This window comes from Streptomyces daghestanicus, assembly GCF_020521275.1.
GTDB lineage: Bacteria > Actinomycetota > Actinomycetes > Streptomycetales > Streptomycetaceae > Streptomyces > Streptomyces griseoviridis.
In genome coordinates this window covers 1224575-1245790 of the sequence record NZ_BNDX01000008.1, presented here as the reverse complement: position 1 = coordinate 1245790, position 21216 = coordinate 1224575, and the positions used below count along the sequence as shown (strand labels likewise).

At 72.8% G+C, this 21216-nt stretch carries 25 protein-coding genes; 10 read left to right on the top strand and 15 right to left on the bottom strand.

Features of this window, described 5'->3' with window-relative positions:
• Positions 1 to 108 precede the first annotated feature (108 nt).
• Positions 109 to 3450, top strand: coding sequence for a S8 family peptidase (locus tag Sdagh_RS15000; RefSeq protein WP_190076751.1), 3342 nt, complete (start codon positions 109 to 111; stop codon positions 3448 to 3450).
• Between the two features lie 59 nt (positions 3451 to 3509).
• On the opposite strand, the gene Sdagh_RS14995 is transcribed toward Sdagh_RS15000, so the two are convergent.
• Both Sdagh_RS14995 and Sdagh_RS14990 read right to left on the bottom strand, forming a co-directional pair.
• The gene (locus Sdagh_RS14995; RefSeq protein ID WP_190076752.1) at positions 3510 to 4388 is read right to left on the bottom strand and encodes an alpha/beta fold hydrolase; all 879 of its coding nucleotides are present in this window, start codon (positions 4386 to 4388) and stop codon (positions 3510 to 3512) included.
• Between the two features lie 73 nt (positions 4389 to 4461).
• Entirely contained in the window at positions 4462 to 4638 is a 177-nt protein-coding gene (locus Sdagh_RS14990) for a hypothetical protein (RefSeq protein ID WP_190076753.1), read from the bottom strand.
• Between Sdagh_RS14990 and Sdagh_RS14985 the strand changes: the two genes are divergently transcribed.
• Positions 4619 to 5011 carry an MmyB family transcriptional regulator gene (locus Sdagh_RS14985; RefSeq protein ID WP_190008505.1) on the top strand — a complete coding sequence of 131 codons (393 nt, stop codon included), beginning with the start codon at positions 4619 to 4621 and terminating at the stop codon, positions 5009 to 5011. The genes Sdagh_RS14990 and Sdagh_RS14985 overlap by 20 nt on opposite strands.
• Positions 5012 to 5061: 50 nt before the next feature.
• Here the strand turns inward: Sdagh_RS14985 and Sdagh_RS14980 are convergent, their stop codons facing one another.
• Positions 5062 to 5478 carry an ATP-binding protein gene (locus Sdagh_RS14980; protein ID WP_226535127.1) on the bottom strand — a complete coding sequence of 139 codons (417 nt, stop codon included), beginning with the start codon at positions 5476 to 5478 and terminating at the stop codon, positions 5062 to 5064.
• Entirely contained in the window at positions 5475 to 5687 is a 213-nt protein-coding gene (locus Sdagh_RS14975) for a hypothetical protein (protein WP_189417441.1), read from the bottom strand. Before Sdagh_RS14975 ends, Sdagh_RS14980 begins: the two co-directional genes overlap by 4 nt.
• Positions 5688 to 5805: 118 nt before the next feature.
• Here Sdagh_RS14975 and Sdagh_RS14970 point away from each other — a divergent pair, with 118 nt between their 5' ends.
• Positions 5806 to 6669, top strand: a complete 864-nt coding sequence (locus Sdagh_RS14970; protein WP_189417440.1) for a helix-turn-helix domain-containing protein — start codon at positions 5806 to 5808, stop codon at positions 6667 to 6669.
• Complete coding sequence (locus Sdagh_RS14965; RefSeq protein WP_190076754.1) at positions 6641 to 6844, top strand: DUF397 domain-containing protein; 204 nt, start codon at positions 6641 to 6643, stop codon at positions 6842 to 6844. Before Sdagh_RS14970 ends, Sdagh_RS14965 begins: the two co-directional genes overlap by 29 nt.
• Before the next feature lie 6 nt (positions 6845 to 6850).
• Here Sdagh_RS14965 and Sdagh_RS14960 read toward each other — a convergent pair whose 3' ends face one another.
• Positions 6851 to 7747, bottom strand: coding sequence for a DUF5829 family protein (locus Sdagh_RS14960; protein WP_190076772.1), 897 nt, complete (start codon positions 7745 to 7747; stop codon positions 6851 to 6853).
• A 65-nt stretch (positions 7748 to 7812) separates the two neighbouring features.
• Positions 7813 to 8697, bottom strand: coding sequence for a helix-turn-helix domain-containing protein (locus tag Sdagh_RS14955; protein ID WP_189417438.1), 885 nt, complete (start codon positions 8695 to 8697; stop codon positions 7813 to 7815).
• 181 nt (positions 8698 to 8878) lie between these two features.
• On the opposite strand from Sdagh_RS14955, the gene Sdagh_RS14950 reads away from it, so the two are divergent.
• Positions 8879 to 9919 carry an NAD(P)-dependent alcohol dehydrogenase gene (locus tag Sdagh_RS14950; protein ID WP_189417437.1) on the top strand — a complete coding sequence of 347 codons (1041 nt, stop codon included), beginning with the start codon at positions 8879 to 8881 and terminating at the stop codon, positions 9917 to 9919.
• A 152-nt stretch (positions 9920 to 10071) separates the two neighbouring features.
• Here Sdagh_RS14950 and Sdagh_RS14945 read toward each other — a convergent pair whose 3' ends face one another.
• Positions 10072 to 10665: a DUF4291 domain-containing protein gene (locus Sdagh_RS14945; RefSeq protein WP_190076755.1), complete on the bottom strand. Its 594-nt coding sequence runs from the start codon at positions 10663 to 10665 to the stop codon at positions 10072 to 10074.
• 169 nt (positions 10666 to 10834) lie between these two features.
• On the opposite strand from Sdagh_RS14945, the gene msrA reads away from it, so the two are divergent.
• Positions 10835 to 11347: a peptide-methionine (S)-S-oxide reductase MsrA gene (gene msrA, locus Sdagh_RS14940; protein WP_189417434.1), complete on the top strand. Its 513-nt coding sequence runs from the start codon at positions 10835 to 10837 to the stop codon at positions 11345 to 11347.
• A 23-nt stretch (positions 11348 to 11370) separates the two neighbouring features.
• Here the strand turns inward: msrA and Sdagh_RS14935 are convergent, their stop codons facing one another.
• The 3 genes from Sdagh_RS14935 to Sdagh_RS14925 all read right to left on the bottom strand — a co-directional run bounded on the left by Sdagh_RS14935 (position 11371) and on the right by Sdagh_RS14925 (position 13419).
• Positions 11371 to 11646, bottom strand: coding sequence for a hypothetical protein (locus Sdagh_RS14935; protein ID WP_190076756.1), 276 nt, complete (start codon positions 11644 to 11646; stop codon positions 11371 to 11373).
• A gap of 120 nt (positions 11647 to 11766) precedes the next feature.
• Positions 11767 to 12234 carry a hypothetical protein gene (locus tag Sdagh_RS14930; protein WP_190076757.1) on the bottom strand — a complete coding sequence of 156 codons (468 nt, stop codon included), beginning with the start codon at positions 12232 to 12234 and terminating at the stop codon, positions 11767 to 11769.
• A gap of 66 nt (positions 12235 to 12300) precedes the next feature.
• Positions 12301 to 13419 carry a hypothetical protein gene (locus tag Sdagh_RS14925; protein WP_190076758.1) on the bottom strand — a complete coding sequence of 373 codons (1119 nt, stop codon included), beginning with the start codon at positions 13417 to 13419 and terminating at the stop codon, positions 12301 to 12303.
• Positions 13420 to 13574: 155 nt separating this feature from the next.
• Between Sdagh_RS14925 and Sdagh_RS14920 the strand changes: the two genes are divergently transcribed.
• A complete protein-coding gene (locus Sdagh_RS14920; RefSeq protein WP_189417429.1) occupies positions 13575 to 14729 on the top strand; it encodes a cystathionine gamma-synthase in 1155 nt (384 codons plus the stop codon).
• A 10-nt stretch (positions 14730 to 14739) separates the two neighbouring features.
• On the opposite strand, the gene Sdagh_RS14915 is transcribed toward Sdagh_RS14920, so the two are convergent.
• The 3 genes from Sdagh_RS14915 to Sdagh_RS14905 form a co-directional block, all read right to left on the bottom strand.
• Positions 14740 to 14988: a hypothetical protein gene (locus Sdagh_RS14915; RefSeq protein ID WP_189417428.1), complete on the bottom strand. Its 249-nt coding sequence runs from the start codon at positions 14986 to 14988 to the stop codon at positions 14740 to 14742.
• Between the two features lie 84 nt (positions 14989 to 15072).
• Positions 15073 to 15591 carry a sigma factor-like helix-turn-helix DNA-binding protein gene (locus Sdagh_RS14910; protein WP_189417427.1) on the bottom strand — a complete coding sequence of 173 codons (519 nt, stop codon included), beginning with the start codon at positions 15589 to 15591 and terminating at the stop codon, positions 15073 to 15075.
• 98 nt (positions 15592 to 15689) lie between these two features.
• Positions 15690 to 16190: a MarR family winged helix-turn-helix transcriptional regulator gene (locus Sdagh_RS14905; protein ID WP_189418009.1), complete on the bottom strand. Its 501-nt coding sequence runs from the start codon at positions 16188 to 16190 to the stop codon at positions 15690 to 15692.
• Positions 16191 to 16359: 169 nt separating this feature from the next.
• Between Sdagh_RS14905 and ilvA the strand changes: the two genes are divergently transcribed.
• The 3 genes from ilvA to Sdagh_RS14890 all read left to right on the top strand — a co-directional run bounded on the left by ilvA (position 16360) and on the right by Sdagh_RS14890 (position 19771).
• Positions 16360 to 17589, top strand: coding sequence for a threonine ammonia-lyase (ilvA, locus tag Sdagh_RS14900; RefSeq protein WP_189417426.1), 1230 nt, complete (start codon positions 16360 to 16362; stop codon positions 17587 to 17589).
• A gap of 341 nt (positions 17590 to 17930) precedes the next feature.
• Complete coding sequence (locus Sdagh_RS14895; protein WP_190076759.1) at positions 17931 to 18917, top strand: ATP-binding cassette domain-containing protein; 987 nt, start codon at positions 17931 to 17933, stop codon at positions 18915 to 18917.
• On the top strand, positions 18914 to 19771 hold the full coding sequence (locus Sdagh_RS14890; RefSeq protein ID WP_190008526.1) for an ABC transporter permease: 858 nt from the start codon (positions 18914 to 18916) through the stop codon (positions 19769 to 19771). The genes Sdagh_RS14895 and Sdagh_RS14890 overlap by 4 nt, the downstream gene beginning before the upstream one ends.
• A gap of 315 nt (positions 19772 to 20086) precedes the next feature.
• On the opposite strand, the gene greA is transcribed toward Sdagh_RS14890, so the two are convergent.
• Complete coding sequence (gene greA, locus Sdagh_RS14885; RefSeq protein ID WP_189417419.1) at positions 20087 to 20584, bottom strand: transcription elongation factor GreA; 498 nt, start codon at positions 20582 to 20584, stop codon at positions 20087 to 20089.
• A 185-nt stretch (positions 20585 to 20769) separates the two neighbouring features.
• Positions 20770 to 21168, bottom strand: coding sequence for a DUF4307 domain-containing protein (locus tag Sdagh_RS14880; protein ID WP_190076760.1), 399 nt, complete (start codon positions 21166 to 21168; stop codon positions 20770 to 20772).
• Positions 21169 to 21216 lie beyond the last annotated feature (48 nt).

Genomic DNA, 21216 nt, shown 5'->3' with positions numbered 1-21216 from the left:
TCACCCCCCGGCATACTGCGTGACTCCGGGGGGTGCGCACAGGCGTACGAGACCACCCCCGGCCGGGTGAGCCCGAGCGGTCCGCCCGGACATCCGCTAGGGGGAACCTTGCGCAGACGAACGAACACTGGCCCGGCGGGGAAGGGACGCGTCGCCGCGGTCGCCGCGGCGGCGGCCGTCGCCCTCGCCGCCGGACTCACCACCCCGGCCGCCGCGGCCGGGACCACCGCCGACCGCCCGGCCGGCGGTGCTCTCTCCGCCACCCACCGCATCACCCTGATCACCGGGGACCGGGTCCTCGTCGACGCCCGGGGCCGGGTCACCGGGGTCGAGCCCGCCAAGGGCCGCGAGCACATACCCGTACAGGTCCGCCGGTCCGGCGGCCACACCCTCGTCATCCCCGCCGACGCCGCCCGCATGGTGGCCGGCGGCAAGCTCGACCGGCGCCTGTTCGACATCACCGAACTGAACCGGGCCACCACCCGCAAGGCGCAGCGGAGCGGCCTGAAGGTCATCGTCGGCTACAAGGGCGCCCCCGCGGCGACCAAGTCCGACGTCCGCGCGGCGGGCACCCTGCGCCGCTCGCTCACCTCGCTCAACGCCGACGCCGTGCAGACCCCGCACCGGGACACGCCCGACCTGTGGAAGGCGGTCACCGACGGCGGGAAGACCGCCTCCGGCATCGCCCACGTCTGGCTCGACGGCGTCCGCAAGGCCAGCCTCGACAAGTCCGTGTCCCAGATCGGCGCCCCGCAGGCCTGGGCGGCCGGCTACGACGGCAAGGGCGTGAAGATCGCCGTCCTGGACACCGGCATCGACGCCACCCACCCCGACCTGAAGGACCAGGTCGTCGCCGCCAAGAACTTCTCCGTCTCGCCCGACGCGACCGACAAGTTCGGCCACGGCACGCACGTCGCCTCCATCGCGGCGGGCACCGGCGCCAAGGCCGGCGGGAAGTACAAGGGCGTCGCGCCCGGCGCCCAGCTCCTCAACGGCAAGGTCCTCAGCGACGACGGCTACGGCGACGACTCCGGCATCCTGGCCGGCATGGAGTGGGCAGCCGCGCAGGGCGCCGACATCGTCAACCTCAGCCTCGGCGGCGGCGACACCCCGGAGGTCGACCCGCTGGAGGCCGAGGTCAACAAGCTCTCGGCGGAGAAGGGCATCCTCTTCGCCATCGCCGCGGGCAACGAGGGCGAGTACGGCGACCGGTCCATCGGCTCCCCGGGCAGCGCCGCCGCGGCCCTGACCGTCGGCGCCGTCGACGACAAGGACGCGCTGGCCTCCTTCTCCAGCACCGGTCCCGGCCTGGACGGCCAGATCAAGCCGGACGTCACCGCCCCGGGCGTCGACATCACCGCCGCCTCCGCCAAGGGCAGCGTCATCGCCCAGGAGGAGGGCGAGAACCCGGCCGGATACGTCACCATCTCCGGTACGTCCATGGCGACCCCGCACGTCGCGGGCGCCGCCGCGCTGCTCAAGCAGCAGCACCCGGAGTGGACCTACGCCGAGCTGAAGGGCGCCCTCACCGCGTCCGCCAAGGGCGGGGCGTACACCCCGTTCCAGCAGGGCGCGGGCCGCATCCAGGTGGACAAGGCGATCGCGCAGACCGTCGTCGCCGACCCGGTGTCGCTGGACTTCGGCACCCAGCAGTGGCCGCACACCGACGACCAGCCGGTCGCCAAGCGGCTGACCTACCGCAACCTCGGCACCGAGGACGTCACCCTCAAGCTGAGCGCGTCCGCGCTCGACCCCAAGGGCAAGGCGGCCCCGGCCGGCTTCTTCACCCTGGACGCCGACACGGTCACCGTCCCGGCGGGCGGCACCGCCTCCGTGGGCCTGACCGCCGACACCCGCCTCGGCGGCACCGTCGACGGCGCGTACTCGGCGTACGTCACGGCGACGGGCGGCGGGCAGATCGTCCGCACGGCCGCCGCGGTGCAGCGCGAGGTCGAGTCGTACGACGTGACGCTGAAGGTCATCGGCCGCGACGGCAAGCCGTCCGCGAACTACAGCGCCGACCTGGCCGGCGTCTCGGGCCTGGCCGCCGACGAGTGGTACGCGCCCTACGAGGCCGACGGCACGGTCACCGTGCGCGTGCCCAAGGGCGGTTACATCCTCAACTCCGGGATCTTCGTCAGCGCCGACCCGATGGTGGACAAGGGCACCGACTGGCTGGCCCAGCCGAAGCTCAGCATCACCAAGAACACCACGGTGACGCTGGACGCGCGGACCGCCAAGCCGGTCGACATCACCGTCCCGGACAAGGGCGCGAAGCCGTCCCTGGCCTCCGCCGACTTCTACGTGGAGACCGCGGACTCCGGTTACGGCTTCGGCTGGTTCCTGGACGGCTTCGCCAAGTTCCGCACCCGCCACCTCGGTCCGCAGGTCACCGACGGCTCCCTGAGCCAGCAGTGGGACGGCCACTGGCTCAAGGGCTCCACGGAGCAGTACGACACCGTCGCCGGCGGCGCGGTCAAGCAGCTGGCCACCGGGTACACCCGGCACTACAAGGCGAGCGAGCTGGCCACGGTGAAGGTCGCCATGGGCGCCTCCGCGAAGGGCAAGAAGGGCGAGATCACCGCGCTGGGCTGGCTCCCGAACAGCTCCGGCGGCTCCTCGGGCGGCTCCCTCCAGACCCTGCCCGGCACCCGCACCCTGCACCTGTCCACCGCCTCGGGCGTCCGCTGGGACACGCAGTTCACCCAGTACGGCGGCGTCGACGAGGAGGGCTACCCGCTCGCGGACGCCTTCTACCTGGTCGGCACCGGGCAGGCGTTCAAGGCGGGCAAGAGCTACTCGGCGAAGGTCAACACCGGCGTCTTCGCCCCGCGCGTGACCTCCGACTACGGCCTCTACCGTGACGGCAACGCCATCGGCGGCATGATCCCGCTGTTCTCCGACGGCGCCGGCCACGCGGGCTCGTCCGACTTCTCCTCGGTCGCCACGACGCTCTACCGCAACGGCACCAAGGTCGGCTCGAACAAGGACCCGCTCTTCGGTGACGAGGAGTTCAAGGTCCCGTCCGGCGAGGCCGAGTACAAGCTGACCACGTCGGTCAAGCGCTCCGCCAAGGTCGCCGCGGCCAGCAGCCGCATCGACGCGAGCTGGACCTTCCGCTCCAAGAAGACCTCCGCCTACACCATGCTGCCCGCCTCCTCGGCCCGCTTCGGCGCGGCCGTGTCGCTGGACAGCACGGTGAAGGCCGGTCAGAAGGCGACCTTCCCGGTCACCGTGGAGGGCGCCGCCAAGGGCTCGAACCTCAAGTCCCTGACGGTCTGGGCCTCCTACGACACCGGCAAGACCTGGAAGAAGCTCACCGTCACCAAGGGCAAGGTCACCACCAAGAACCCGGCGAAGGGCAAGGGCATCTCCCTCCGCGCCAAGATCATCGACAAGAAGGGCAACACGTCGCTGATCACGGTGTTCAACGCCTACCACGGCAAGTGATCCGCTAGCTCCCGAAGGCGACGGCCTGTCCGCGACCACCCGGTCCGGGCAGGCCGTCGTCATGCCGCCCCCACGGTCCCCCAGAACTCCCGCAGCGCGGTGACGAGCGGTCCGGGCGCGTCCTCGGCGATGTGGTGCCCGGAGACGAGCGGACCGCCGGTCAGCGGGGCGTCCACCCAGTCCCGCCAGACGCCGAGGACATCGCCGTAGAGGTCCGCCATGTCGTCACCGGTGGCCCACAGCACCTGCGTCGGGCACCGGACGCGCCGTCCGGCCCGCCGGTCGGCGTCGTCGTGCTCCCGGTCGACGCCGAGCCCGGCCCGGTAGTCCTCGCACATCGCGTGCACGGTGGCCGGGTCGTGGACGGCCCGCCGGTAGTCCTCGTAGGCCTCGGCGCCCATCTGCTCGGCGGTGCCCTTGTACCAGGCGTCCGGGTCGGCGTCGATGACGCGTTCGGCGGGCTTGTCGGTCTGCCCGAGGAAGAACCAGTGCCACCAGCGCGCGGCGAACCCCGCGTCGCAGCGCCGCAGCGCCTCCCCGAGGGGCACCGCGTCCAGCACGCTGAGCGCGGAGACGGCCTCCGGGTGGTCCAGGGCGAGCCGGGTGGCCACGTAGGCGCCCCGGTCGTGGCCGACGACGGCGAACCGGCGGTGCCCCAGGCGCCGCATCACCGCCAGGCAGTCGGTGGCCATCGCGCGCTTGGCGTACGGGCGGTGCCGCTCGTCGGTCGGCGGCTTGTCGGACGCGCCGTAGCCGCGCAGGTCGGGACAGACCACCGTACGGCCGGCCGCCACCAGCAGCGGGGCGACCCGGTGCCAGGTGGCGTGGGTGCGCGGATGCCCGTGCAGCAGCAGCACCGGCGGCCCGCTCCCGCCGTGCCGGACGCGCAGGTGCGCGCCCTCGCCCTCGTACCGGCCCAGCTCGAAGCCGTCGAACACGTGCCCTCCCGGGTCCCTGGCGGTCACGGCCCGCCTGCCCCGGCGGTCCGCCGCCCATACGTCGGTACGCCGCTCAGGGCGCGCTGGCCCACCGCCCCGGCCGGCCGAGGCGCGCGGTCAGCAGGTTGGCGTCCCCGCCCGTGGTGAGCGCGCCGCTGGTGACGTGGACGGTGCCGTCGTCGACGGCGACGGACGTGGGGTTCTGGAGGCCGTCGGCCGTGTCGAGGGCGGTGCGCGCGGTCTTCGCCACACCGCCGTCCGGGGCCGGCCGCGCCTCCCTCTTCCCCTTCGCCGCGGACGGCGCGGCCCTCGTCGCCGACCTGCGGCTGACCCGCGCCGCCTACCCGGGGGAGAAGGAGATCGAGGACCTGGTCGAGGAGGCCCGGCGGGCCGGCGCCGGCTTCGGGGAGCTGTGGGCCACCGCGACGCTGGGGACGCGCCTCGGCGGCACCAAGCGGGTCCGGCACCCGCTCGTCGGGGAGCTGGTGCTGGACAGCGACGTGCTGAAGGTGCCGGACCACGACATGCGGATCATGACGTTCACGGCGGAGCCGGGGACGCCGGACGCGGAGGGACCGGACCGCCTGCGGGCGGCGGCCGAGGGAGCGGACGTGTCCGTGTGAGGCGACGTGTCCGTGTGAGGCGGAGGTGTCCGTGTGACGCGGACGGCCGCTCAGCCGGCCGCCGGCGTCAGCGGCCCCGTGGTCCCTGCCTCCCCCGCCGCCCGCGCGGGGCGGGGAAGGCCGGGAAGCTCGCACCAGACGGTCTTGTGGTCCGCGCCCGGCTCCACGCCCCACCGCACCGCCACCGCGTCCACCAGGGCGAGCCCGCGCCCGGACTCGCTCGTGCCGGGCGCCCTCAGCAGCACGGGCAGCGCGCGCGGGTCCGGGTCCGTCACCTCCACGCGGGTCCGGCCGGTCCCCGTCCCGTACACCCGGACGGTCACGGGTGTGCCCTCGCCGAGATGGTCGATGACGTTCGTCAGCAGCTCGCTCGCGCAGAGGCGGACGTCGATGTCGTGGCCGCGCAGCAGGCGCCGCAGCTCGGGCACGGCCTTCGGCGCGGCGAGCAGGCCGATCTCCAGGGTCACGCCGGGGCCGCCTTCCGCAGGGCGGCGGTCAGCGCGCGGGCGGTGTCGCTGTTGCAGCTCCCGAGCGCGACGAGCCCCGCGTACGCCCCGTGGTAGGTCAGCGGGTCCGCGCGGAGGGAGGGGAGCGTGATGCCGTGGACGGCGAGCGCGGCACGGAGTTCGTCCACGCAGCGGGTCAGGTCGTCTTCCTGGGGGCGGGGGTGCGGCATGGGGCGGCGCCTTTCCGTGTGCGGGGTGTGACGAATCGCTCACAGCGTGACGCCGGGCGCCCTACCGTGAGAAGGGGCCGCGCGTGGGCGGCCCGGAGTGCGGAAGAGGCAGGGGCACATGGCACGGCGCAAGGACATCGACGGCTCGATGAGCGTCCCGACCTTCTACGGCAAGGAGTTGCGCTGGAAGCGGGAGGCGGCGGGCCTGTCCCTGGAGGGCCTGCTCGAAGGGAGCTTCTACGGGAAGTCGTACCTCAGCGACATCGAGCACGGGGAGCGGCGGATGCCGCTGGATCTGGCCCGGCATGTGGACCGGGTGCTGGGGACGGACAAGTTCTTCGAGCGGAATTGCGAGGATGTGCGGAGGGCCCGGCGGGCCGGTCACGCCGAGTATTTCGAGCAGGTCCTGGAGGCGGAGAAGCACGCCAAGGCCATCGAGGAGTGGTGTCCGAGTCTCTTCCCCGGACTTCTCCAGACCCCCGCGTACGCGCGTGCCGTCGTCCTCGCGACCCATCCGCAGGCGCTGGACGAGGAAGTGGAGCCGAGGGTCAGCGCGCGGATGGCACGCGCCGAACTCTTCGAGGCGGACCACCATGTCCCGTCATACTGGGCGATTTTGCACGAGGCGCTGCTGCTGGACCCGATCCTGCCCGCGCCTGACATGGCGGAGCAGCTTGACCGGATCACCGGGCTGGCCGTGCGGCGACGCATCGTTCCGCAGATCCTTCCGCGGACGTGCGGCCCGCACCCCTTCATGGTCGGTACCGCGAAGCTCATGACCTTCCCGGACGCACCACCGCTGGTCTACACGGAGTCGTTGCACACGGGGGTCACCATCGATGATCCGATTCTCGTGGAGGAGTACCGCAAGTCGTACGATCGGCTCAGGGCCGTCGCGCTGTCACCTGAGGCGTCCCTGGCCATGATCCAGGCAGCGGCAGAGGACTACCGAAATGGCAAGCAGCCCGACCGACTTGAGTGACGTGCCGTGGAGGAAGAGCAGCTACAGCAATGGCAGCGGCGGTGATTGCGTAGAGATAGCCACCGGAGTCCCCGGACTCGTCCCCGTCCGGGACTCCAAGGTCTCCGAGGGCCCCGTCCTCATGGTCACCGCCGCCGCCTGGGCGCCGTTCCTCACGGCGTTGAAGGCGCGCTGACCGGCGCTACTCCGCGCCGCCCGTGAACGTCCAGGACGCCCCCGCCCCCGGCCCGACCACCAGGGCCGAGTTCCCGATGCGCTCCACGTGCCGCTCGGCCACGCTCCGGTCGAGGGCGAAGCCGATGTGCCGCAGGCCCGCGTCCTCGCGCGGTACGGGGTCCAGCCGGACCCTGGTCATGCCGTCGTCGGCGACGACGCCGCCCCCCGGCAGCGTCCGCACCGAGAACCCGCCCGCGCGCAGCAACGGCACCGTGTCCGCGAGGTCGGCCGCCGTCACGCCGAGACGGACGGAGGTCACATCCCGCATCAGGTGCCCGGCGTAGGCGTCGGACAGGTACCGCTCCCGGCCGACGTCGCCCGGCCCGCTCGCCGGCTCGGTGTCGCCGCGCGGGTCCGCGAAGTACTCCGGCCGGTACTCCATCCCCCACGCCCCGAAGGCGTCGTACCGCGTGTCGGTGAACACCGCGTCGAACCAGGGCACCGGCACCCCGTCCCCGAAGTCGCGGGTCTGCTGGAACAGGACCGGCTCCGCGACCCCGAACGACGGCAGCCGGTCGACGGCCCTCGCCAGGTCACCGGCCCGCTCGGCGGACACCCCGAGCCCGGCGGCGCCCAGCGTGCCGTCGGGCCCCGCCAGGTCACCCACCCCGAACAGCTCGACGTACGTCTCGCGCCCCATCAGATAGCGTCCGGTCCAGGTCTGCCCGTCGGCTCCGGTCGTCGTCCGCACCTGGAAGTCGGCGAACTCCCGCAGATACGCGGAGTCCTCGATCGCGTCGGCGGTCTCCCGGTCCAGGACGCCGTACGCGTGGTTGAAGTACAGCAGCGGACGCCCGTCCGCGTGCGCGGTCGTCCCACCCGCGACCACCCCCGTCAGCACCACGGCGAACATCATGATCATTCGTAACGTTCCGCGAAGCAGCATGCGGGGGAGGGTAGTTGCCGCACCCTTGCCGCGCCCGGCGTTTACGCGGGCGCAGCCGCCCCCGCGGTCCAGCTCGCCAGCAGCCGCAGCGCGTCCGCCGACGCCGAGCCCGGCTCGGCGTGGTACGTGACCAGGGACTGGTCCGCGTCGTCCACCAGGCGGAACGTCTCGAAGGACAGGGTCAGATCCCCGACCACCGGATGCCGCAGCCGCTTGAGCCCGTGGCTCTTCTCCTTCACGTCGTGCGCCGCCCACAGCCGCCGGAACGTGTCACTCTTCACCGACAGCTCCCCGACCAGCGCGGCCAGCTGCGGATCGTCCGGGTGGCACCCGGCGTCCATCCGCAGGTAGCCGACGATGTCGGCCGCCTTCTGGTCCCACTCCACGAACAGCTCGCGGTAGTCCGGCCGCAGGAACACCAGCCGCGCCCAGTTCCGCTCCCGGGCCGGCATCCGGTCCCAGCCGCCGAACAGGACCGAGGCCATGCCGTTGAAGGCGAGCACGTCGGTACGCCGTCCGGTGATGTACGCCGGGACCGTGTCGAACGACTCCAGCAGCTGCCGCAGCGTCGGCCGCACCTGCTGGGCCCGGGCCGACGCCTGCCGGTGCCGCTGCTGCTTCGGCTTCGCCAGATGCGTCAGGTGCGCGCGCTCGGCGTCCGACAGCCGCAGCGCGCGGGCGATCGCGTCCAGCACCTCCGCCGACACGTTCCGCCCGTTGCCCTGCTCAAGGCGGGTGTAGTACGCCACCGACACCCCGGCGAGCTGCGCCAGCTCCTCCCGCCGCAGCCCCGGCACCCGGCGGGCCCGCCCGAACACCGGCAGCCCGACGTCCTCCGGCTTCAGCCGGGCCCGCCGGGTCCGCAGGAACTCGCTCAGCTCGGCACGCTGGTCCAGACCGGGACCGGCTTCGGGTGGTACGTCCATGTCCTCCAGTATCACCGCCGCGTATTCCCGGTGTCTGTGGTCGTAGGCACAGCAGCCTGACCCTGCCGGTGGTACGCACGGCGGACGTACGCAAAACCGTGGTCTGGGTAGCCGCGCCGCAGGTCGGCACCCTGGGAGACGTACAGAACCACCCGTCACGAGGAACTCCGGAGAACCCGGCATGACCACTGTCGCCGCGTACGCCGCACCCGCCGCCAAGGCTCCGCTGGAGCGCACCACCATCGAGCGGCGGGACGTCCGCGAGCACGACGTCCTGATCGACATCCAGTACGCCGGCATCTGCCACTCCGACATCCACCAGGCCCGCGAGGGCTGGGGCGAGGCCATCTTCCCGATGGTCCCCGGCCACGAGATCGCGGGTGTCGTCACCGAGGTCGGCTCCGCCGTGACCAGGTTCAAGGTGGGCGACCGGGTGGGCGTCGGCTGCATGGTCGACTCCTGCCGCGAGTGCGAGAGCTGCAAGGCGGGCCGGGAGCAGTACTGCGAGCGCGGCCAGGTCGGCACGTACAACGCCGTCGGCTACGACGGTGAGGTCACCTACGGCGGCTACTCGCAGAAGATCGTCGTGGACGAGGCGTTCACCGTCCGCATCCCCGACGGCCTCTCCCTGGACGTGGCCGCGCCGCTGCTGTGCGCCGGCATCACCACGTACTCCCCGCTGAAGCGTTTCGGCGCGGGCCCCGGCAAGAAGGTCGCCGTCGTCGGCCTCGGCGGTCTCGGCCACATGGCCGTCAAGATCGCGCACGCCCTCGGTGCCGAGGTGACCGTGCTGTCGCAGTCGCTGCGCAAGAAGGACGACGGCCTGAAGCTGGGCGCCGACCACTACTACGCCACCAGCGACCCGGCGACCTTCACCGAGCTGGCCGGCCGCTTCGACCTGATCGTCTCCACGGTCTCGGCGCCCCTGGACTTCGGCGCCTACCTGAGCCTGCTGAAGGCCGACGGCACCCTGGCCAACGTCGGCGCCCCCGAGGAGCCGATCTCCCTCAACCTCTTCTCCCTCATCGGCGGCGGCAAGAACCTCGCCGGCTCGATGATCGGCGGCATCGCCGAGACCCAGGAGATGCTGGACTTCTGCGCCGAGCACGGCATCGGCGCGGAGATCGAGCTGATCGAGGCGAGCCAGATCAACGAGGCCTACGAGCGCGTCCTCGCCAGCGACGTCCGCTACCGCTTCGTGATCGACACGGCGACGATCTGACCCAGAGGATCTGACCCAGAGGATCTGACCCACCCCCACGGGACGCCCACGCCCCGCCGGCCGGTACCGCACCGGCCGGCGGGGCGTGGGCGCGGCGCTGCGGGGCGGTGCCACCGCTCCGGTCCGGTCCGGTCCGGTCCGGGCGACCCCGGTCACGCTCCCAGGTGCGCCGTCAGCTCGTCCCCGGCCGGATAGGGACGTTCCTCGGGCAGCAGCCGGGCCGCCGCGTCCAGGTCGCCCCTGCCGACGTGCTCGTGGACGGTGCGGGCGAGCGGGGTGACGTCGGTGATCGAGACCGTCCAGTCGTCCGCGTACCGGCGTGCCGCCTCGCCGGAGAGGCCGAGCTGGAGGGAGCGGTGGGGGAGCGGGGCGAGACGCAGGTCCCGCTCCGGGTCCCACTGGACGCGGGCCGGGGAATGCCTCAGCTCGCGTCGCCAGGCGGCCCGGTCGGGGTGCGCGCCGGGGTCGTGGCTCGACAGGCAGGCGTGGCGCAGCGCCCACGCGAAGCCGTCACGGGTGATCTCGACGGCGAGCACGGTCTCCTGCCCCGGCTTCGTCGCCCAGCCGCAGCGGTACATCATCCACAGGAACGACGGCTTGATCCACGTCATCCGGTCCCGCTTCCAGGCGCCGGGGAACCGCCCGTCCCGGGCCGCCGGCAGGCCGATCGCGGGCGGGTACGCCTGGTAGACGGTGATCGTCGAGGGGCCGTAGGTCGCGCGGATCTCGCGCTGCGGTCGTTCCATGACCGACAGGGTGCGGGGCGGGGCACGCGGCCGGCCACCGGTTTTCCGCGTACCCGCGGGCGGTGCGGAATCGGGCGGTGCCCTGATGTGTTGACAGGGGTGGCCGTCGGGTACCGGCCGGTGAGCCGGGTGGCCCGAGTGAACGAGTGACCAAGAGTGGAGGGCCGTGATGGCCGGGCAGACGCAGAGGGCCGTGCTGGCGGGCGGATGTTTCTGGGGGATGCAGGACCTGATCCGCAAGCTTCCGGGCGTGACGGCGACCCGGGTCGGCTACACCGGGGGTGACGTGCCCGACGCGACGTACCGCAACCACGGGACGCACGCGGAGGCCATCGAGATCCTCTTCGACCCGGAGCAGACCGACTACCGGGCGCTCCTGGAGTTCTTCTTCCAGATCCACGACCCGACCACCAAGAACCGCCAGGGCAACGACATCGGCATGAGCTACCGCTCCGCGATCTACTACGTGGACGACGAGCAGAAGCGCATCGCCGAGGACACCATCGCGGACGTCGACGCCTCCGGACTGTGGCCCGGCAAGGTCGTCACCGAGGTCGAGCCGGTCGGCCCGTTCTGGGAGGCCGAGCCCGAGCACCAGGACTACCTGGAGCGCTACCCCGAGGGCTACACCTGCCACTTCCCCCGCCCGAACTGGCGCCTGCCGGCCCGCACCCAGGGCTGACCCGGCGGCGGCTCCGGCCGCCGTCAGCCATCCTCCGGGCGGTCGTCGCCCGGGGGCACGGCACCGAGGGCCTCGGCGGCACGGTCCGCCTCCGCCAGGGCCGTCGACTCCACCTCGCCGATCACCAGCGCCTGCACGATCACGTCGTTCGCCTGCCGGGCGCGGCCCCTTCCCATGGCCACCAGCAGGGCCGACAGCGCGAACGCCAGGAGGAACAGCGGCGAGACCCGCACGGAGAGCGCGACGGCCAGGACCGCCACGCCGGCCCCCACGTTGACCCGAAGGTCCGCCTCCGCCATCAGCCGGTCCTGGTCGGCGTAGAGCGTCGAGTTCTTGGCGTGCAGGCGGGTGCCGAGCTGGCCCAGCTCGTCCAGGACGTCGCGCAGCAGGATGTTCTCGGCGACCTCGCGGTGCCGCTTCTAACGGTGCGTCTCCAGCCACCGCGGCAGCGGACTCGTCCGCACGTGGGCCCGCAGGTCCGCCCAGGCCTGCCGGGTCAGCAGCCGGGTGTCCGTGAAGGCCGGGTAGCTCCCGGAGGCCGCCGCCCGGTACTGGGTCAGCACCGGACGGCCCTGGACGACGGGCCACCGCTCCGGCAGCACCTGGACCGCGCCCCAGGCGTCCTGGGCGGCGGGCTCCCGCAGCAACTGGTTCGCCGGGACGCTCACCACGCTTCCGACGACGTACGCGGTGAAGAGCAGGGCGGCACCGACTCCGGGCCGCCCGACCAGCTCCGCCAGCTCGTAGACGCGCGCCGCGAAGCCCGTGGCACGGGCCCGCTCGGGCACGCGGTCACCGAGGGCCACCCAGAGCGTGAGCAGCCACAGGACGCCCGTCGCCAGGGGCGTGCGCAGCTCGCGGAACCCGGGCAGTACCTGAGTGAGCACGGCCCCCCTCGGCCATCTTGTCCATCGGCGATGCGTACGAGCCGCGTGTCCCGGCCCCGGCCGGCGTCAGTGCGGCAGCGTGGCCGGGCTGCCGCCGTTGGCCTCGTAGCCCGCCACCGCCAGGGCCCGGTAGACCGCGAACTCGGCCGCCGGGTCGGCGGACAGCGTCCACGGCAGGGCGCCGACGTGGCCGTCTATGCGCACCAGCTGGTCCATGGCCTCCGACCAGCGCTCGCCGCGGACCAGGAAGAACAGCAGCAGATGGCGGACGTGCGCCGTCATCGGGTCGTCGGGGCGGGCCGAGTGCACCGCGTGCAGGGCGCCGTGCACCGCCTTGGTGACGACCTCGCTGCGGTGGAAGGAACCGACCAGGTTCACCTCCGGAAGGTGCTCGAACACCGCGAACAGCGGCATCGCCGCCAGCAGCGAACCCCGGGGCGCGCGGGCCGCCGCCGCCTCCGCGAAGGAGTACGCCAGCTCGCGCGAGCCGTGCCACTTCTCGCACCAGTAGTGCAGCGCGGCCAGGTGCGCGCCCATGTGGGCCGGGTCCCGGTCGAGGATCTTCAGCCAGAGCTGCTCGAACTCCGCCCGCTCGTACCCGAGACCGCGGGCCACCGACAGCTCGACGATGTACGGCACCGGATCGCCGGGGGCGAGCAGGGCCGCGTCACCGCACGCCGCCCGCGCCTCCTCCATGATGATCCGGAACTCGTCCGTGCCGGGCGTCGACGTCCGCCACGCCTGCTGCACCAGGAACTCGGCGTGCACCGCCGCACCGCCCGCGTCCTTCGGGTGCTCCGCCCGCCACACCCGCAGCCACTGGCCGCCCGGCGTCTCCTCGACGCCGCCCGGCCGCTGCTGGAGCTCCAGCGCCACCGCGCCCGCGAACGCCTGCACCCGCTGCCAGCGCCGCTCGCCCGTCGCCTCCGTGCCGGCCAGCAACTGCTCGGCCGCGCGGTAGTCACCCGTGCGCTGCACCAGGTCGAGGACGTCGAGCAGGTCCTGGTCGGGCCCCGGCATGCGGATGTCCAGCTCCTCCTCGCGCACGAAGCCGTAGTGCGCGGGGTCCGCGGCGTCCGGGTGGCCCGGCGGCACCTGCTCGATCATGCCCCGCCGGCGCCGGAAGACGGGGAGCAGCACGAAGCCGAAGAGGACCAGTGCCAGCAGGACCCAGAGAATCTCCATGCCTCAAGCGAACCAGACCGCGCCGACAATTGGCCAACCTGCGCCCTCGGGCCTGTGGAAAACCCCGCGCCTGTGGAAAAACCCCGCCCCGCCGCCCCGCCGCCCGCGCCCCGGTCCGGCCTCACCGGCCGCCGCCGCGCACTACGCTCGGGCCCATGAGCGACAGGCACTTCAGTCAGCACTTCGAGACCCTCGCGATCCACGCGGGCAACACCGCCGACCCCCTGACGGGCGCGGTCGTCCCCCCGATCTACCAGGTCTCCACCTACAAGCAGGACGGCGTCGGCGGGCTGCGCGGCGGCTACGAGTACAGCCGCAGCGCCAACCCGACCCGCACCGCGCTGGAGGAGAACCTCGCCGCTCTGGAGGGCGGCCGGCGCGGCCTCGCCTTCGCCTCCGGACTGGCCGCCGAGGACTGCCTGCTGCGCACCCTGCTGCGCCCCGGCGACCACGTGGTCATCCCCAACGACGCCTACGGCGGCACGTTCCGCCTCTTCGCCAAGGTCGCCACCCGGTGGGGCGTGGAGTGGTCCGTGGCCGACTCCGCCGACCCGGCCGCCGTACGGGCCGCCCTGACGCCGAAGACCAAGCTGGTCTGGGTGGAGACGCCCTCCAACCCGCTGCTCGGCGTCACCGACATCGCCGCCGTCGCCCAGGTCGCCCAGGACGCCGGCGCCCGCCTCGTCGTCGACAACACCTTCGCCACGCCCTACCTCCAGCAGCCGCTGGCCCTCGGCGCGGACATCGTCGTGCACTCCCTCACCAAGTACATGGGCGGCCACTCCGACGTCGTCGGCGGCGCGCTGATCGTCAGCGACCCCGAGCTGGGCGAGGAACTGGCGTTCCACCAGAACGCCATGGGCGCCGTCGCCGGGCCCTTCGACTCCTGGCTGGTGCTGCGCGGCACCAAGACCCTCGCCGTCCGCATGGACCGGCACAGCGAGAACGCGGCCAAGGTCGCCGACATGCTGACCCGGCACGCGCGCGTGACGCGCGTTCTCTACCCCGGGCTGCCGGACCACCCGGGCCACGAGACCGCCGCCAAGCAGATGCGGGCCTTCGGCGGCATGATCTCCTTCCGGGTGGAGGGCGGCGAGGAGGCGGCCGTCGAGGTCTGCAACCGCGCGAAGGTGTTCACCCTGGGCGAGTCCCTGGGCGGCGTCGAGTCGCTCATCGAGCACCCCGGCCGCATGACGCACGCCTCCGCGGCCGGTTCGGCCCTGGAGGTCCCGGCCGACCTGGTCCGCCTCTCGGTCGGCATCGAGAACGCCGACGACCTGCTGGCGGACCTCCAGCAGGCCCTCGGCTGACCGCTGCCGGTCACCAGTCCGTCAGGGGTGGTGTCGTCTCGGACGGCGGCGCCACCCACGGCTGGACGGCCAGCGCCCAGACGGCGAAGGCCACGGCTGCCGCGAGCAGCAGCAGCCACAGCAGCCGCCGCGCGGCCGTCCTGCGGCGCAGCAGCCGGCCGCCGCGCCGGACGGCGTCGGCGCACAGGCCGGGCGGCACCCGCGGCGGCGACCGGTCCATCGACCGCCGTACCGCCGCCTCCCGCTCCCGCCGGTTCACGACCGCTCCCGCCGGCACCGGTTCACGACCGCTCCCGCCGTTCCCGCTGGTTCGCGACCGCTTCCCTCCGCCGTCCCCGCTCGTTCACGACCGCGTTCCTCCGCCGGGTGCCGTCACCGTCGCCGGCCGGGCGCCGTCGCCGCTGCCGCGTGCCGACCACAGGGTCGCCGTGGCGCGGGCGCAGAGCGTGTCGACCCGCTCGCGGGGCAGGCCCAGCAGCGCCGCGGCCTGCTCCTCGGCGACTCCCTCGTACAGCCGGAGGACCACCACCAGGCGCTCCCGCGGGCCGAGGGCCGCCAGCGGACCGGCCGGGCGGCGGCGGGCGCGGCCCGGGACGCCGTACCGGTGCCGGAGGTCACGGGCGAAACGGGTGACCAGGTGGCACCGGACGCGGTCGTACGGGTCCTCGCCGCGCAGCCGGTCCCACCGCGCGTAGGTGTCGGCGAGGGCGCGGGTCAGCAGCCGCAGGGCGCGCGGGTTGTCGTCCGGCGGCTCGGCCGTCAGCAGCGTCGCGGCATGCAGCAGCCGCCCGGCCGCGCCCGCGACGAACGCCTCGAACTCACGGGCCCGGCGGGCGTCCCGTGCCGCGTGCCGTGCGCGCACCGCGCCTCCCCCGAGCGGGCGACCCTGCCGTTCTCATCTGAGGACAGGCGCGGTCCGCCGGTCAAGAGCCGGGGCGTACCGAGTGCGGCCGGACGCGGTCAGGCGACCGGCGGCTGCTCCGCCTCCGCGCTCCCCTGGGGGGCCATACGGGCGGACAGGGCGCCGTTGAAGCGCGTGAGGAGCGCGCAGAACGCCTCGCGCTCCTCCGGTGCCCAGTCGTGGGTCAGGTCGGCCATGAGCTGACGGCGGGAGGTCCGTACCTCGTCGAGCCGGGACGCCCCGCGCGGCGACAGCTGGAGCACGACCGCCCGTCCGTCCTCCGGGTGCGAGGTGCGCTTGACGAGCCCGCTGTCGACCAGCGGGGCGACCTGCCGGGTGACCGTCGAGGAGTCGATCCCCATGCTGGAGGCGAGCGCCTTGACGCCCATCGGGCCCTCCTGGTCGAGGCGGTTGAGCAGCAGATACGCGGCGCGGTCCATCGTGTTGCGCACCTGCCCGACACCGCCGAGCCGGGTCTGTTCGGCGCGGCGGGCGAACACCGCCACCTGGTGCTGCAGCGTGTCGAGAAGACCGGGGTCACCGGCGGTCGTCATGTCCATCGACATTTCGGGTGTTGTGGGCATGGCCGGGGGCTCACTTCGTGAAGGGCTGCTGGTTGGGGGACAGGGTACGCGGAGCGGGCGCGGGCCGTACCGGCGCTGCGCAAAGCGGGTCTCGGTCGTTGGTCACACAGTTCGCCGTCCGCTGTGAACTGCGATGCTGGAGGGCATGAGCTACAGCACGGCTGACCTTTCGCGGACCGTCACCCTGGACGATGTGCGAGGGGCCCAGAAGATGCTCTCGGGCGTGGCGCGGACGACCGCGATGGAAGGCAGCAGGCACCTGTCCCAGCTGGTCGGGGCGCCCGTGCTCTTCAAGTGCGAGAACCTCCAGCGCACCGGCTCGTTCAAGCTGCGCGGCGCCTATGCGCGGATCGCCGGGCTGCTGCCGGAGGAACGGGCCGCCGGGGTGGTCGCCGCCAGCGCCGGCAACCACGCGCAGGGCGTCGCCCTCGCCTCGGCGCTGCTGGGCGTGACCTCGACCGTGTTCATGCCGAGGGGCGCACCGCTGCCCAAGATCAGCGCCACCCAGGACTACGGTGCCGAGGTGCGCCTGCACGGCCAGGTCGTCGACGAGACGCTGGCCGCCGCGCAGGAGCACGCGCGCCAGACGGGGGCCGTGTTCATCCACCCCTTCGACCACCCGGACGTCATCGCGGGCCAGGGCACGGTCGGGCTGGAGATCCTGGAGCAGTGCCCCGAGGTCCGGACGATCGTGGTCGGCGTCGGCGGCGGCGGACTGGCGGCCGGGATCGCGGTCGCGGTGAAGGCGCTGCGGCCCGAGGTGCGGATCGTGGGCGTGCAGGCGGAGGGCGCGGCGGCGTACCCGCCGTCGCTGGCCGCCGGGCGCCCGGTCTCCCTCGCCCACCCCGCGACGATGGCCGACGGCATCAGGGTGGGCCGGCCCGGTGACGTGCCGTTCGGGATCGTCGGGGACCTGGTGGACGAGGTCCGCACCGTCACCGAGGACCAGCTCTCCGCGGCGCTGCTGCTCTGCCTGGAACGGGCCAAGCTGGTGGTGGAACCGGCCGGGGCGAGCCCGGTCGCGGCGCTGCTCGCCGAGCCCGGCGCCTTCGAGGGGCCGGTGGTGGCGGTGCTGTCCGGGGGCAACGTGGACCCGGTGCTGATGCAGGGCGTGCTGCGGCACGGCATGGCCGCGCAGGGCCGTTACCTGGCGGTGCGGCTGCGGCTGACGGACCGGCCGGGCGCCCTCGCCACGCTGCTCGGGGTGTTGTCAGGGGCCGACGCCAATGTCCTGGACGTGAGCCACGTGCGGACCGACCCGCGCCTCGGACTCACGGAGGCGGAGGTCGAGCTGCACCTGGAGACGAAGGGCCCCGAGCACTGCGTCGAGGTCGGCCGGGCGCTGCGGGACGCGGGTTACACGGTGATGCGGTAGGCGCCGAGGACGCCGGTCCCGCGTCCGCGTAATCACGTTGAGAGACGCGTTACATCGCCTTACCGTGAACCGGCTCGACGACGCACCGTACGCGCGGCTCGACGCACGTGTACGACGCTCGACGCACCCGTACGCGCGGCTCGACGCACGTGTACGAGGCTCGACGCACCCGTACGCGCGGCTCGACGCACGTGTACGAAGCTCGACGCACCCGTACGCGCGGCTCGAGGCACCCGTACGAAGCTCGACGTACGCGTACGGAGTACGACGTACGCGTACGAAGGCAGTACCGACGCACGACCGAGGCACAGCGAAGCATCCCCGACGACGTGGAGACTCATATGCCTGGCGCCATCTATGCCGAGGGCCTGGTGAAGACCTTCGGCGACGTAAAGGCTCTGGACGGCGTCGACCTCGACGTCCCCGAGGGCACGGTCCTGGGCCTGCTCGGCCCGAACGGCGCGGGCAAGACCACCGCCGTCCGCTGCCTGACGACCCTGCTGCGGCCCGACCGGGGCCGGGCGGTCGTCGCCGGCCTCGACGTGCTGGGACAGCCCGACGCCGTACGCCGCTCGATCGGCCTCTCCGGCCAGTTCGCGGCGGTCGACGAGTACCTGACCGGCCGGGAGAACCTCCAGATGGTCGGTCAGCTCTACCAGATGCGCGCGAAGCCGGCGAAGGCGCGCGCCGCCGAGCTGCTGGAGCAGTTCCACCTCGCCGACGCCGCCGACCGGCCCGCCAAGACGTACTCCGGCGGTATGCGCCGCAGGCTCGACCTGGCCGCCGCCCTGGTGGTCTCGCCGCCGGTGATGTTCATGGACGAGCCGACCACCGGCCTCGACCCCCGCAACCGGCAGCAGCTGTGGGAGGTCATCAAGCAGCTCGTCTCCGGCGGTACCACCCTGCTGCTGACCACCCAGTACCTGGAGGAGGCCGACCACCTCGCCCACGACATCGCCGTGGTCGACCACGGCCGGGTGATCGCCCAGGGCACCTCCGACCAGCTCAAGGCCCGCACCGGCGGCGAGCGCGTCGAGGTCGTGGTGCACGACCGCGAGCACCTCTCCGCCGCCGCGGCCGTACTGGGCGGCCTCGGCAAGGGCGAGGCCACGGTCGAGGACCACATGCGCAAGCTCACTGTCCCCGTCACCGGCGGCGCCAAGCTCCTCTCCGAGATCATCCGCGAGCTGGACGGCCGCGGCATCGAGATCGACGACATCGGCCTGCGCCGTCCCACCCTCGACGACGTCTTCCTCTCCCTCACCGGCCACGCGGCCGAGACCGAAGAGACCGAGGGGCCCCAGTCAGGCAAGGAGGCCGCCCTGTGAGCGCCGTCACCGACGCCGTCCGCGCCGACGCGCCCGGCAACCGCCTCGTCCGGTCCGTACGCGACTCCCTGGTCGTCGCCCGCCGGAACCTGATCCGGATGACCCGCATCCCCGAGATGGTCCTCTTCGGCATCATCCAGCCGGTGATGTTCGTGGTGCTGTTCACCTACGTCTTCGGCGGTTCCATCAAGGTCGGCAGCACCACCGACTCGGGCGTCTACAAGGACTTCCTGATGGCGGGCATCTTCGCGCAGACCGTCACCTTCGCCACCGCCGGATCGGCCGCCGGCATCGCGGACGACATGCAGAAGGGCCTCGTCGACCGGTTCCGCTCGCTGCCGATGGCCCGGGGCGCGGTGCTGACCGGCCGTACCGTCGCCGACCTCGCGCAGACGGCCGTCACCCTGCTCGTCCTCGCGATCGTCGCCCTGCTCGTCGGCTGGCGCACCGGCACCGCGGAACCGACCGACCCCGGCAGAATCCTGGCCGGCTTCGGCCTGCTCCTGCTCCTCGGCTACGCCTTCACCTGGATCGGCGCGCTCATCGGCCTGTCCGTACGCACCCCGGAGGCGGCGACCTCGGGCGGCATCATCTGGCTGTTCCCGGTCACGTTCGTCTCCAACGCCTTCGTGGACTCCACCCAGATGACGCCCTGGCTGCGGCACATCGCCGACTGGAACCCGTTCAGCGCCAGCGTCCAGGCGTGCCGCGAGCTGTTCGGCAACCCCGGGGTGTCCACCTCCGACGCCTGGCCGATGCAGCACCCGGTGTGGGCCACGCTGCTCTACTCGATCCTGATCATCGCCGTCTTCCGGACACTGGCGGTGCGCAAGTACCGCGGGGCGGCGGGGTAGCCCCCGACTCCTCCGAAGAGGGCGGCCAGAGGCGACCCGGAGTCCCCTTCACGCGCGTCGTGACGGGGACTCCGGCGTTCGGGCACAGGGCATAGGGGATACGGACAGCGAGCGGCGGACCGAGGTGGCCCCGACCCTCCCGGAGGAGCGGATGCCGGCCTTCCTCACCCAGCGCGTTACCCGGCGCTGCGCTGGGAGCGCCGTCCCGACCGGTCCGGACGAGGCGCGGATCGGCACCCCTGGCCGGGAGCATGAAGGGGCGCACGACGAGGCCCCCGGCGTCACACGGACGCCGGGGGCCTGCCATGCGTGCGGTCAGCCGTTGTACGGCTCGGCCTTGAGGATCTTGACGGAGGCCTTCTTGCCGTTCGGCAGCTCGTACTGGGCGTCGTCGCCGACCTTGCGGCCGATCACGCCGGTGCCGAGCGGGGACTGCGGCGAGTACGTCTCGATGTCGGCGCTCGCGTACTCGCGGGAGGCGAGCAGGAACGTCAGCGTGTCGTCCTCGTCGCCGTCGAAGGCGATCGTGACGACCATGCCCGGCGCGACGGCACCGTTGGCCGCGGGCGCCTCACCCACCTTGGCGGTCTCCAGGAGCTGGGTCAGCTGGCGCACACGGAGCTCCTGCTTGCCCTGCTCCTCCTTCGCCGCGTGGTACCCGCCGTTCTCGCGCAGGTCCCCCTCCTCACGCGCCGCGGCGATCTTGGCAGAGATCTCCGTGCGCGCAGGACCAGTAAGGTAGTCAAGCTCCTCCTTGAGCTTGTTGTACGCCTCCTGGGTGAGCCAGGTGACGTTCTCGCTGGTCTGGGTCACAGGTGCTCCTCGTCCGTACCGGGAATACAAAGCATCGCCCTACCCAGAAGCATGTTCCTTCACGGAAGGGCGAAACCACGAGCCTAACAATTGCGCGGCCAAAGGGGGAGGACATAAGGCACCAGATTCACGTCGACGCAGGTCAGCCCCGAAGTGTCGGCGTGACCGGGTGCGCGGCCCCGGGCTCAGTCCGTGTGGCAGCCGAGCAGCTCCGCCGTGGAGCCGGGAGCCTTGGTGCGCAGCGTGACGACCTGGTCGAAGCGGGTCCGGTCACCGCTGAAGCGGAAGTCCGCCCGGCCCACCTCGGCGCCGTCCTCCGACTGGGAGCGCACGGTGCAGTAGCCGTCGACACCGGCGTCCTTGTGCACCTCCAGGTGCACCTTCACCGCGTCCTCGCCGGTCTCGAAGGTGATCACCTCGCCGCTGATCCCGCTCTGCGCCACGTAGTGGTACGCGAACCAGCCGATCAGCGCGAGCAGGGCGGCCCCGAGGACCGTGCCGACGACCTTGAGCGTACGATCCGCCCGGGCGTCCGAGGAACGGCCGTAGCGGCTCTCGGGCGGGCGTGTCGTCGCCGTACTCATGATCGTCCTCTCGGCAGGAGCGGGACGGATGTCCCGAAAGGGGCCCCG

What these genes read in the sequence shown, in the direction of transcription:
- Sdagh_RS14920 (WP_189417429.1), top strand. Translation starts at nt 13,575, where the DNA reads ATGAGCGACAGGCACTTCAGTCAGCACTTCGAGACCCTCGCGATCCAC.
- Sdagh_RS14955 (WP_189417438.1), bottom strand. Translation starts at nt 8,697, where the DNA reads ATGGACGTACCACCCGAAGCCGGTCCCGGTCTGGACCAGCGTGCCGAG.
- Sdagh_RS14965 (WP_190076754.1), top strand. Translation starts at nt 6,641, where the DNA reads ATGGCAAGCAGCCCGACCGACTTGAGTGACGTGCCGTGGAGGAAGAGC.
- Sdagh_RS14970 (WP_189417440.1), top strand. Translation starts at nt 5,806, where the DNA reads ATGGCACGGCGCAAGGACATCGACGGCTCGATGAGCGTCCCGACCTTC.
- Sdagh_RS14880 (WP_190076760.1), bottom strand. Translation starts at nt 21,168, where the DNA reads ATGAGTACGGCGACGACACGCCCGCCCGAGAGCCGCTACGGCCGTTCC.
- Sdagh_RS14975 (WP_189417441.1), bottom strand. Translation starts at nt 5,687, where the DNA reads ATGCCGCACCCCCGCCCCCAGGAAGACGACCTGACCCGCTGCGTGGAC.
- Sdagh_RS14935 (WP_190076756.1), bottom strand. Translation starts at nt 11,646, where the DNA reads ATGGCGGAGGCGGACCTTCGGGTCAACGTGGGGGCCGGCGTGGCGGTC.
- Sdagh_RS14960 (WP_190076772.1), bottom strand. Translation starts at nt 7,747, where the DNA reads ATGATCATGATGTTCGCCGTGGTGCTGACGGGGGTGGTCGCGGGTGGG.
- ilvA (WP_189417426.1), top strand. Translation starts at nt 16,360, where the DNA reads ATGAGCTACAGCACGGCTGACCTTTCGCGGACCGTCACCCTGGACGAT.
- Sdagh_RS14925 (WP_190076758.1), bottom strand. Translation starts at nt 13,419, where the DNA reads ATGGAGATTCTCTGGGTCCTGCTGGCACTGGTCCTCTTCGGCTTCGTG.
- Sdagh_RS14895 (WP_190076759.1), top strand. Translation starts at nt 17,931, where the DNA reads ATGCCTGGCGCCATCTATGCCGAGGGCCTGGTGAAGACCTTCGGCGAC.
- Sdagh_RS14945 (WP_190076755.1), bottom strand. Translation starts at nt 10,665, where the DNA reads ATGGAACGACCGCAGCGCGAGATCCGCGCGACCTACGGCCCCTCGACG.
- Sdagh_RS14950 (WP_189417437.1), top strand. Translation starts at nt 8,879, where the DNA reads ATGACCACTGTCGCCGCGTACGCCGCACCCGCCGCCAAGGCTCCGCTG.
- msrA (WP_189417434.1), top strand. Translation starts at nt 10,835, where the DNA reads ATGGCCGGGCAGACGCAGAGGGCCGTGCTGGCGGGCGGATGTTTCTGG.
- Sdagh_RS14905 (WP_189418009.1), bottom strand. Translation starts at nt 16,190, where the DNA reads ATGGACATGACGACCGCCGGTGACCCCGGTCTTCTCGACACGCTGCAG.